This window comes from Bradyrhizobium sp. LTSP849 (genome assembly GCF_000938255.1).
Taxonomy (GTDB): Bacteria; Pseudomonadota; Alphaproteobacteria; order Rhizobiales; family Xanthobacteraceae; genus Bradyrhizobium.
On record NZ_JYMR01000056.1, the window covers coordinates 404,975 to 416,174 of the forward strand.

Here is an 11,200-nt window from a genome sequence, read left to right on the forward strand (position 1 = left end):
CGGTCTGGATAGTAACACTCATGGACGTTCGTGAACGATGGATCACATATCGCGGAGCCGTCGATGCGTGGGAGTGCGACCAGATGCTGCATATGAATATCCAGCATTTTGCGCGGCGGATCGGCATGGCCGAGCGTTATCTTCTGGCGCAGTTCGGCCTGTCGAGCAGCGCGCTGCATGGGCGACAACTCCATTTGGTCGCAGCACGGGAGCATATCGCGTTTGCAAAGGAGCTTCGCGCGGGCTGCCCGATCGTCGGCCGCAGCGTGCCGGTCGCGATAGGCGGAAATCATCAATTGCGGCTGCAGCATGAGCTGATCAACGGCATCTCTGGCGACCCCTGCATGACCGCGTGCAGCGAATACGCGCTCGTTGACAGCGGTGGTGCGCACCATCCGTGGCCGGAGGCGCTGGTCCAGGCGATCGATGCCGCCGCCAGTCAAGCAGAGTCGCCGTTGCGACCGTCGGCCGGAGATGGAGGCAACGGCATCGAATGCGGACGCTGTATCGTTTCTGAGGACGACTGCCAGGCGGGCGATGTCACCCGCGAAGTCCTGGTCCGGCTCGCCAATCACGCGGGGAGCCATGTCGGCCTCGAAAAAGGCCGTCAGTGGGAGGACGGCCGGCTGACCGTCGGCTCCGCGACGCTGCATCTGACCATCGAGCGTCATGCGGCCATTTTGCCCGGAACGATGCTGCAGATCCGGAGCGCGCTTACACACAACTCCGGGAAGATCGTCCACATCGAACATCACCTTCTGGATGCTGTCACTGGGCGCGAGTTTGCGACGATGGCTACAGCACACGTCTTCTTCGACGTGGCGAGCCGCAAGGCCATCGCAGTCCCCGATGGTCTGACGAGACCTGTTTCGGAAGCCGCGGCTTCGCCGTCGACGCTCTCGTAGGCAATCCGCCAATCTCCCTTGATTTGGAAAGTCCTCGCAATGTCTTCAGAACAGTCGTTCACCAACTGGATGCCCGAAGTCGCGCCGGTCGATGCATCGGACGCCGGCACGGTCAGGATCGATAACTGTGGACCCTTCGTAGCGGGCAGTTATCAACGCTTCACTCTGACTTACACCGCGGGACGCTATGGCATCGACGATACCGGTTCATTGAAGATCTGCTATCGCTTCGCGTCCGACATGGGACGGCCGCAGTTTTCGGACCCGACGGCCGCAAATTGGGTCGGTGTCGTCGCCTCCAACGGCGCCGTTCTCGATTTTCGATTCGATCAGAAGCAAAACACTCGTCCGTGGGACCGGACGATCTACATCAAGGTGGTCGCCGGCTATATGCGGGAAGGCGATACGATTACGGTCAGCTTCGGCACCGATGAACGAGGCGCCGGAATGCGCATGCAAACGTTCGTCGACCCGGAATTCTGCTTCCGCGTTCTCGTCGATCCGATCGCTACCTACACTTACGTTGAAGTGCCCGGCGTTCCCCTGTTGCCGATCGTGCCAGGAGCCGCCCATAAATGGCACGCGGTCATTCCGACGTCCCGGGCGCGGGGTGACGTCTTTGCGTTGAATGTTCGCGTCGATGATATTTGGGGCAATCCCACCGCCGATTGTCCCGCGGGTCCGTTCCGCCTGAAAGGCAACGGTCCCATCGCTGCGCTGCCTGATGAGGTCCGTTTCCAGCCGGGCGCCAAGGCGCTGCGGATTGAGGGCTTGAAAGTCAATGCACCGGGCCTGATCGTCATTGATGTCCTCGATGCCGGCGGACAGAAGGTCGTCAGCTCGAACACGCTGGTGGCAAAGGACGAGCTTTCGCTACGGCCCTATTGGGGCGATCTGCACGCGCAAAGCGGTGAGACCATCGGCTCGGGTTCGGCACTGGATTATATTGTGTTCGGACGAGACTATGCCTTTCTCGATATGATTGGGCATCAGGGTAACGACTTCCAGATCACCCAGCGGTTCTGGTCCAAGCTTAACAGCCTGATGCGCGAATGGAACGCGCCCGGCCGGTTCGTCACGTTGCCGGGCTATGAATGGTCGGGCAATACGGCTCTGGGCGGCGACCGCAACGTCTTCTACAAGGACGAGAGCCTGCCGATCCGGCGCTCGTCGCACGCGCTTGTCGCGGATCGTTCGGACGTCGAGACGGATTGCTGGGATGCGCGCGCGTTGTTTTCCGCTCTCGGGCCCGACTTTTCGCAAACCGTCGTTTGGGCCCACTGCGGCGGGCGATATGCTGATATCGCCTACGCGCATGACCACGCCCTGGAGCGGTCGGTCGAAATACATTCGAGCTGGGGAACGTTCGAATGGCTCGCGGCCGACGCGTTTCAGCAGGGCTATCGCGTTGGTATCGTCGGCAACAGCGACGGTCACAAGGGGCGGCCGGGATCGGAGCCGCCGGGGGCTTCGCTGTTCGGCGCACTGGGTGGCCTGACCTGCTACTGGATGAAAGAGCTGACGCGCGACTGCCTGTTCGATGCCTTGCAGTCACGCCACCACTACGCCACGACCGGATCGCGCGTGCATCTGATGGTGGATGTTCAGCTAGCTGATTCCGGAACGGTGTGGACCGACGATCCACGCGTGCCCGGCGCGCGCTCACACACGTCAGATGTCGTCATGATGGGTGATATCGTCTCGTGTTCGGCGCGCTGCGTCGCGCTTCATGCGACGATCGTGGCGGATTCTGCCATCCTGTGCATTGAAGTGCGGCGTGGTTCAGAGATTCTGGAAACGATCCGCCCCAATGGCAAACTGCCGATGGGCCGCCGTTATCGCATCGAGTGGAGCGGGGCTGAATACCGAGGACGCGCACGGCAAACCGTGTGGGACGGCACGCTCAGGGTTGAAGGCGCGGAAATCGTCAGCGCGAACCCGATCAACTTCTTGAATCCGGACCGCCCGTTGAAGCAGGTGTCGAGGACCGAACTGTCGTGGTCGTCGATCACGACAGGCAATTACGCCGGAATAGACCTGGTCCTGAGCGGTGACGATGCCGCGATCAAGATCGAAACTGCGGTGGGAGAGCTGGCAGTCAGTCTTGCGGACGTCGGTCACGCGCCGACAATCCGCAAGTTCGGAAAACTCGCCCGCGAGCTTCGCATTTCGCGACAGCCGGACGAATATGCGGTGACGGCCAGCGAATTGAGGCGCGACATCGATCTTGTCCCCGGCGACAACCCTCTATGGATTTGCGCCAGTTTTGCGGACGGACACCAGGCCTGGTCCAGCCCGATCTATTTTATTGGACAGCAATGATGTTCCGCGCAGAACCCGCGGGGAGTTTGTGAAAATGCGCGTACTAACCTCGGCTGGGGACATCCTCCCCAGGACACTCGACTTCGAGGGCCTCGGTTATTGCGCATCGTTCGACCCCGCCGCTATTTTTCCGCGCAACAGCACAGAGCGGATCAATCTGATGATCCACTTTCATCGCGCGGAAATCGCGCGCAGAGCCGATTGACATCTAGTCGTGAAACCTCGCGAATTCCTGCTGGATTCCGGTGACGAAGTCCTGGGCTGGACTAGGTGGTTGCTTGTTCAGCGGTACGACCAGGCTGAAGCGTACCTCGATGCGCGGCTCAAGCCGCTTGAAGCAGATGTCTGGCTCGACGGCTGCCTCTGCGCTGAACGGGTCGACGATGGCGAGCCCACCGCCGGCGGCGACCAGCGAGCAGGCGATCAGCGACGAGGGGGTTTCCGGGCCGAGCTGGCGACGGATTCCCTGGGAGAGAAAGAAGGAATCGATTCTCGTCCGCAGTAATGTTGCTCGGGCGATTGAAATGAACGGCTCGGAGCTGAAGTCGGCGGGGACCAGCACCGGCTTTGCGGCCAACATGTGTGATGCTGGTATCGCGGCGACCGCTGCAACACCAGCCAGTTCCTCCCGACGTATGCGGGGATGGTCGAACGGAGAGTCGACGAAACCGATGTCGCAGCGGCCACTTGATATCAATTCGATGATGGCTTCTGACGAATTTCCGATCAGCTCGATATTCAGATCGGGTCGCTGAGCCAGGAAGCGGCCAATGAAGCGCGGCAGCCAACCCACGTAGAGCGCGGGAAGGGAAGCGACCCGAAGGCTTCCGCGGCTGTGACGTCTGAGGCCGGCCGCAGATTGATCAATCTGCTCGAGGCCGACGAAATAGCGCTCGACGTCCAGAAACAGGGCGGCCGCCTCGGCGGTCGGACGCAGACGTCCTCCGGTGCGTCGTTCGAATAGCGTCAGGCCGATGCGCGCTTCGAGGTCCCGGATGAGCCGGCTGACCGCTGGCTGCGATATCCGCATGGCGGCGGCCGCTGTGGTGATGCCGCCGGCGACCATCACAGCTCGGAAGGCCTCGATCTGCCTCTGATTGATCATCAACGACCCATAACATTAGATTCTAGGCCAAAGCCTGAATTGTATTTGACCAGCTATGGGCTGGCTGCGACCATCATAAAAATTATTCGAAAATTCAACAAAGTGGGGATAAATTCATGCTGAGAAGGTTGCTTCTCGCGGCTATTGCCGTGTGCGTTACCCATGCCATTCCTGCATCGGCTCAGGACGCGACACTTTATGTCGCGGGTTCCGGCGGGACGATGGAGAAGGCGATCCGCAGCGAGGTTTTTCCGTCCTTCGCAAGCAAACACAACGTCAAGCTCGAATACATCGCCGGCAACTCCACCGACGTGCTGGCCAAGCTCCAGGCGCAGAAAGGAAGCCAGCAGATCGACGTCGCCATCATCGACGACGGCCCGATGGCGCAAGCGGTGGCGCTGGGCTTTTGCCGACCGCTCGATGTGGGCCCGGTGGTCGACGACCTCTACGGCATCGCTCGCTTTCCAGACGGCAAGTCGCTGGCCTTCGCTCTGCTCGGCGCCGGCTTCGTCTACAGCAAGGAGACCTTTGCCAAGAATAACTGGCCGGTGCCGACCTCTTGGAACGACCTCGCCGATCCGAAGTTCAAGGGCAAGATCGTGATCCCGCCGCTGAACAATACATACGGGGTGATCTCGCTCGTGCAGGTCGCCAAAGTGAATGGCGGCAGCGAGAAGAACATCGAGCCGGGCTTTATCGCCTTCAAGGACAAGATCGGCGCGAACGTGCTGGCCTACGAGCCGTCGCCCGGCAAGATGACGGAGTTGTTGCAGAGCGGACAGGCGGCGCTCGCGGTCTGGGGATCGAGCCGTGCCAAGGCTCTTGCGGACAGCGGATTTGCCTCAGACTTCGTCTACCCGAAGGAAGGTGGCGTCGTCATCGGTGTCGGCATTTGCCCGGTCGCCGGCGGGAAGGAGAGCCCGCTCGCGCAGCAGTTCATTGCCCATCTGCTCTCGCCCGACATGCAGGTCGCCATGTCGAAGACGTCTGGTCTTGCGCCCGCAAACAAGAAGGCCGAGCTGCCGCCAGAGAGCCGCGCAGGAATGCCTTACGGTCCCGAGCAGGTCGCACAGCTCAAGACGATCGACTGGGTCGAGATCAACCGCCAGCGCGACGACTGGAACAAGCGCTGGGTCCGCGAGATCGAACGCTAGCATCGCACACCGTTTGGCGCCGGTTCTTGAACGAGCCGGCGCCGTTCATTGCTATGAATCGTGCCGAGCGGGCGCGCCGGGAGCTGTTTTCGTGACGCACGACTATGATATTGCAGTGATCGGTGGTGGCCTCGTCGGCACCGCCATCGCCTATGGCCTGGCGAAGACCGGCCAGCGTGTCGCACTGCTGGATGAGGACGACCGCGCCAGGCGCGCCTCGGTCGCGAATTTCTCGCTCATCTGGGTGCAGACCAAGGGCCTCGGCATGCCGGAGTATTCGGACTGGTCCCGTGGCGCCGCCGATCTCTGGCCGGACTTCCGAAACGAGATCGCCGCACTGACCGGCATCGACCTTGCCTTCTCGCAGCCGGGTGGTTTTCATCTTTGCCTGTCGGAGGCCGAGGTCGACGCACGTGCCTCGCAACTCGCCCGCATCAACGTGCAGGCCGGCATGTCGCCACTGCCCTACGAGATCCTGGGTCACAACGCCGTGCGGGAGATGTTGCCGGACATCGGCCCCGAAGTTGTCGGGGCCAGCTATTGCCCGCTCGATGGCCAGTGCAATTCGATGCGCCTGTTCTGGGGATTGCACACGGCCTTTGCGCGGTTGGGCGGACATTATCGGAGCGACCATCGCGTCGAGAGCCTCACCGCCAGCGAAGGAGGTTTCGTCGCTTCGACGGCTGTCGGCTCGGTGGCCGCGGGCAAGGTGGTGATCGCCGCCGGCAATGACAGCCGCAGGCTGGGTGCCATGGTTGGCATCGACGCCCAGGTCAGACCCCAGCGCGGGCAGGTGCTTGTGACCGAGCGCATGAAGCCCTTCCTCCATTATCCGACCATCACGGTGCGGCAGGCCGATGAAGGCTCGGTGATGCTTGGCGATGCCATCGAAGAGGAGAATCCGAGTCTTGTGGTCGGCACCGACGTGCTCGCCAAGATGGCGGATCGCGCAAGGCGCATGTTCCCCGGCCTCTCGAAGGTCAACATCGTGCGGACATGGGCCGCCCAGCGGGTCATGACGAAGGATGGTTGCCCCATCTACGACGAGTCGCGGGAGCATCCCGGCGCTTTCGTCGCCAATTGCCACAGCGGCGTCACCCTGGCGCCGCGCCATGCGCAGACGCTGGCGCCCTTGATCGCGTCCTCGCGCGTGAAGGCGGAACTGCCAGCCTTCGGCACCGGGAGGTTCGATGTTTCGACGGTTCACTAATCGCCCCGAGCAGGGCGTGACCATTACGGTCGACGGGCGCGAGATCTCGGCCAAAGCAACGGATTCGGTTGCTGCCGCGATGTTCGCGGCCGGAATTACGACATGCCGGACCACTGTCGTCGACGCCCGGGCGCGCGGTCCGTACTGCATGATGGGCGTCTGCTTCGACTGCCTCGTCATTGTCGACGGCATCGGGAGCCGACAGGGCTGCATGACGCGCGTGCGCGATGGCATGGTCGTCGAATCCCAGAAGGGCAGGCGGGAGATCGGGCGATGACGGAGCCGTACCTGCCCGAGATCTGCGATTTCGCCGTGATCGGTGCCGGCCCGGCCGGCATGGCTGCGGCCGCGACCGCGGCGAGCCTCGGCTTGTCCACGGTCGTGCTCGACGAGCAGCCGGCGCCGGGCGGTCAGATCTATCGCGGTATCACAGAAGCAGCCGCAGCCACACGCACCGTGCTCGGTGCCGATTACGAGCGAGGCCGCGAATTGGTCGATGCACTGGCGGCGAGTGGCGCAACCTACTGCCCTGGCAGCACGGTCTTTGACGTCTCGCCCGCGGGAGAGATCGCCTTTCTCCTGGACGGCCAGCCGCGCCTGCTGCCGGCGCGCCGCATCCTCGCGGCGACGGGTGGGCAGGAGCGCCCCTTTCCGATTGAAGGCTGGACGCTGCCAGGTGTGATGACTGCCGGTGCAGCGCAAATCCTGCTGAAGCAGGCCGATCTCGTGCCCTCCGGCAAGATCGTGCTGGCGGGCACGGGGCCGCTGCTCTGGCTGCTCGCGGCACAGATCCTTGGAGCGGGAGGAACGATCGCGCTCATCCTGGACACAACGCCCAAGCGCAATTGGCTCGCCGCGCTGCGCCATCTGCCGCGCTTCCTCGCTTCGCCCTATGCCGTGAAGGGGCTGTCGCTGCTTGCGCGCGTGCGCCGCTCGGTGAAGGTGATTTTCGGTGTCTCGCATCTGCGGGCCGTGGGCGAGGAGCAGCTGCGGGCCGTCGCATACCGGACCTCCGGCGGGGAGACCACGATCCAGGCAGACACCCTGTTGCTGCATCAGGGTGTCGTGCCGAGCCTGCATCTACCCGATACGCTGGGGTGCAGGATTGTCTGGAACGAGGAGCAGCGCGCCTTCCAGCCCGAAGCCGATTGCTGGGGCGCGACCTGCGTCGATCATGTCGCCGTGGCAGGAGACGGCGCGGGCATCGGGGGAGCTCAGGCGGCGGCCCTGCGTGGTCGCCTTGCGGCATGGGACGCCGCTCACCGCCTCGGGCGGATCAACCGGCCGCAGCGAGACCGGTTGGCCGCGCGCGATCTCGCAGCGCTGGAGCGAGATCTCGCTGCGCGACGCTTCCTCGATGTGCTCTACGAGCCGCTATCGCGGTTTCGAGTGCCGACCGGCGACACCATCGTGTGCCGCTGCGAGGAGGTCCCGGCCGATCGGATCGAAGCATTGATTGCGCAGGGCGTGCTCGGGCCGAACCAGCTCAAGTTCTTCGTGCGCTGTGGCATGGGCCCCTGTCAGGGCCGCCTGTGCGGATTGACCGTGACCGAGATGTTCGCGGCTGCGCGCGGGATCTCGCCTGCCGAGATCGGTTATTACCGCCTCAGGACGCCGATCAAGCCCGTTACAGTCGCGGAAATGGCGTCGCTGCCCTTCGGCGAGCAGGCCGACAAGGCCGTGGTGAGGTTGTGATGGTCGATTTTGCTTCCACTCCCTCTGATGCTGCCGCGAAAACTGCCGACGAAGCCGGCGTCGCGTGGCTTCACACGGGCTATTTCACGACCGGCCCTGAACAGGTCGACCCGGATGTCGCCGGCCTGATCGCGCTGGAGCAGAAGCGCCAGCGCGAAGCAGTCGAACTGGTGGCTTCGGAGAATTTCGTCAGCCGTGCGGTCCTCGCCGCGCAGGGCTCGGTCTTCACGAACAAGACGGTTGTCGGCTATCCCGGCCGCCGGTTCCATGCCGGCGCGGAATGCGCCGACGCGCTGGAGCGTCTCGCCATCGAGCGCGCCTGCGCCGCTTTCGGCTGCGGCTTCGCCAATGTGCAGCCGCACTCCGGCATCCAGGCCAACCTTGCGGTGCTCCGCGCACTGCTTTCCTCGGAAGACGTGGTGCTGTCGATGTCCGGCCAGGCCGGTGGTCATTTCAGTCATGGCGGCGCATCCAACCTCAGCGGGTCCATGGTGCGGCCCGTCTTCTACGGCGTCGCGCGCGCCGGCAACCTGATCGACTACGACGAGCTTCGCAGGCTCGCCGAGATGCACCGCCCGAAGCTCATCGTCGCGGGAGGTGCCGCCTATCCACGCGCCATCGACTTCGCGGCACTGCGTGCGATCGCGGACGGCGTGGGGGCAAGGCTGCTGGTCGATATCGCGCATTTCGCCGGGCTCGTCGTTGCGGGCGCGCATCCCCATCCTTTTCCCTTTGCAGACATCGTTACCACGACCACCTACAAGTCGTTGCGTGGCGCGCGGGGCGGCCTGATCTTGACCAACGATGGCTCTCTCGCGGAGCGGCTCGAGAAAGCTACGTCGCCCGGCGTGCAGGGCAGCCCGTTGCTGCATGCAGTCGCCGCAAAGGCGGTTTGTCTCGGCGAGGCCCTGCGGCCAGAATTCACGGCCTATAGCCACGCGGTGCTCGCCAACGCCCGCGCCTTTGCTGCGGAGCTGATGGCGCGGGGGATCCCGGTGCTCACCTCCGGCACGGACACGCCACTGGTGGTGGCCGACCTGAAGCCACTCGGGCTTCACGGACAGCCGATGGTCGAGAGCCTCGATCGCGCCGGTATCACCTGCAACCGCTGCGAGATCCCGTTCGACGACACCGACCCCGCACTGACGTCGGGTCTTCGCTTCGGATTGTCAGCCTGCACGACGCGAGGCCTCAAGGCCGACGATGCACGCGAGGTGGCGGGATGGATCGCCGACCTCCTCGCCAGGCATGCAACCCGATCACCGGAAGTCGCCGAACGCGAAGCCGACATCAAAGCGCGAGCCGCCAAGCTGATGGCGCCGCTGCCACTCTATGCCATGACCAGTGCTCTTTGAAACCTTAGGTCAAAATGTTGATAAGCCAGCAGCGATGAAAGGGCATCGGTGCGCTACTTGCTCGCCGGAATCCCCCTGGCCGCGCGCAATCCGCCTGGAGACGTTGTCGCCGCTGATGCGCGACCTCAAGGTCAAGGTCGAACGTATGCGTGAGCTCGCTGGCGCCAACTGGGCCCAGGTCACCGATCTTGCCGCGGCACTCATTCGCGAGCAGGGGATCGACTGGCGCAATTCCCACCAGATCGTCAGCGTGTTCGTGCGCCGCAACATCGCCGCCGGTATCCGGCCGGACAAGGCGACATCAGCCTCGCTGGACGAGGCGGCCGCCGAACTTGGCATCGCTGCGCCGGGTCTTCCGTCCGACGTCTTTTCCGATGCCATGGATCCGGCAGCATTCGTCCGCCGCCGCAAACTCCTGGGCGGGCCGGCTCCCGAAGCGATCAGTCGTGAAGTCGAGACGGCGCGGGGTAAACTCGTCATCGATGCCAGACTGCTGGACGGGTTCGAAAAACAGGCCGAACGGGCGCATGAGGCGCTGGAGACGGCAATTTCTGCCTTCGTCGCCGATTGACATGTCAGCCCGGGTTCGCGCGCTAATATGTTAGGCAGACGCTCAGTTTAGGCGGAAGATCGGAGGAAATAGCGCAGATTTGTGTCGTATGGAGAAAGGCGGTAGCGGTCTGGGGACTCGAACCCCCGATAGATCAGCGCTAGTGGCGCACAGCCCAATACACTGCCCTCGCAGGCGTCGGCTGCTCCGCCGCAGTCCAAGATCTCAGTACCGCGCCGAGCGCCGTTCGTCCTCGGTGCCGCCGCAACGAAATCGCAACGAATTGGGTGAAACGACCGTGAACAAAACGGGACGTGATCAGTTGCTACGGCAAGAAAAATCAATAACTTAAAAGATGTTCACTGCGTTCGGGACGCAGTGGGCGCCTCGATCAGATCGCAGCTTGGATCAGGCTGCTTGCCAAATTCTTTCGTTCTCCTCGCTGAGGGGCGCTGGCTTCAATTGGAAAAGGCTGACGACTCGTCGGCTTGCCGCGTGACCGAGCCAATCTGACAACGGCCCTTGTCCTACGTGCGACTTACCGAGACCGGAAAACGCAACCGTACTTATAGCTTGCTGCTGGCTGCGCAGGTGGTCTTCAACCAACTTGTGTCGAGTGACATAGCCTGCATTCACACCAGGGATTGAATGGTTCATGAGGAGCTTGGCGTCGAATTCGGAAACGCCAGCAGCGGCGGCACTAGTCCGAAATGTCTGACGGAGGTCATTGCCCCATTTCGACAAGATATCTCGGTCTTCCTTTGTTTCCGCCAAGTGTCCCGAGGCGCTCTCGGCTGGAAACAACCATTCTTGCGCCTGAGACGAATGCATTTGCCTGCCGAAGCGAAGCACTCGAATGAGGCTCAGGATCAAGGCTCTTTCGTATCTTCAAACTACGAGGCGC

9 protein-coding genes and 1 pseudogene are annotated in these 11,200 nt (G+C 62.9%); 8 read left to right on the plus strand and 2 right to left on the minus strand.

Annotated elements, in window-relative coordinates; all coding sequences use genetic code 11:
* Window positions 1-20: 20 nt before the first annotated feature.
* The gene (locus UB31_RS39085; RefSeq protein ID WP_045014622.1) at window positions 21-905 is read left to right on the plus strand and encodes an acyl-CoA thioesterase; all 885 of its coding nucleotides are present in this window, start codon (window positions 21-23) and stop codon (window positions 903-905) included.
* Between the two features lie 39 nt (window positions 906-944).
* Window positions 945-3,227 carry a DUF3604 domain-containing protein gene (locus UB31_RS39090; RefSeq protein ID WP_050044952.1) on the plus strand — a complete coding sequence of 761 codons (2,283 nt, stop codon included), beginning with the start codon at window positions 945-947 and terminating at the stop codon, window positions 3,225-3,227.
* A gap of 208 nt (window positions 3,228-3,435) precedes the next feature.
* On the opposite strand, the gene UB31_RS39095 is transcribed toward UB31_RS39090, so the two are convergent.
* Window positions 3,436-4,332, minus strand: coding sequence for a LysR substrate-binding domain-containing protein (locus tag UB31_RS39095; RefSeq protein WP_045001372.1), 897 nt, complete (start codon window positions 4,330-4,332; stop codon window positions 3,436-3,438).
* A 116-nt stretch (window positions 4,333-4,448) separates the two neighbouring features.
* On the opposite strand from UB31_RS39095, the gene UB31_RS39100 reads away from it, so the two are divergent.
* The 6 genes and pseudogenes from UB31_RS39100 to UB31_RS39125 form a co-directional block, all read left to right on the plus strand.
* Entirely contained in the window at window positions 4,449-5,486 is a 1,038-nt protein-coding gene (locus UB31_RS39100; RefSeq protein WP_045001374.1) for an ABC transporter substrate-binding protein, read from the plus strand.
* 91 nt (window positions 5,487-5,577) lie between these two features.
* Window positions 5,578-6,696, plus strand: a complete 1,119-nt coding sequence (locus UB31_RS39105) for an NAD(P)/FAD-dependent oxidoreductase (protein ID WP_045001375.1) — start codon at window positions 5,578-5,580, stop codon at window positions 6,694-6,696.
* Window positions 6,677-6,973, plus strand: coding sequence for a (2Fe-2S)-binding protein (locus tag UB31_RS42390; RefSeq protein WP_045001376.1), 297 nt, complete (start codon window positions 6,677-6,679; stop codon window positions 6,971-6,973). The genes UB31_RS39105 and UB31_RS42390 overlap by 20 nt, the downstream gene beginning before the upstream one ends.
* Complete coding sequence (locus UB31_RS39115) at window positions 6,970-8,391, plus strand: FAD/NAD(P)-dependent oxidoreductase (protein WP_045014623.1); 1,422 nt, start codon at window positions 6,970-6,972, stop codon at window positions 8,389-8,391. Before UB31_RS42390 ends, UB31_RS39115 begins: the two co-directional genes overlap by 4 nt.
* Window positions 8,391-9,746, plus strand: a complete 1,356-nt coding sequence (glyA, locus tag UB31_RS39120) for a serine hydroxymethyltransferase (RefSeq protein WP_045001378.1) — start codon at window positions 8,391-8,393, stop codon at window positions 9,744-9,746. Before UB31_RS39115 ends, glyA begins: the two co-directional genes overlap by 1 nt.
* 88 nt (window positions 9,747-9,834) lie before the next feature.
* A pseudogene (locus UB31_RS39125) lies at window positions 9,835-10,317 on the plus strand (argininosuccinate lyase); the annotation flags it as partial.
* A gap of 387 nt (window positions 10,318-10,704) precedes the next feature.
* On the opposite strand, the gene UB31_RS39130 reads toward UB31_RS39125, so the two are convergent.
* Window positions 10,705-11,169 (minus strand): site-specific integrase, encoded by a 465-nt coding sequence (locus UB31_RS39130; protein WP_502691325.1) that lies wholly within the window; start codon window positions 11,167-11,169, stop codon window positions 10,705-10,707.
* Between the last annotated feature and the right edge of the window lie 31 nt (window positions 11,170-11,200).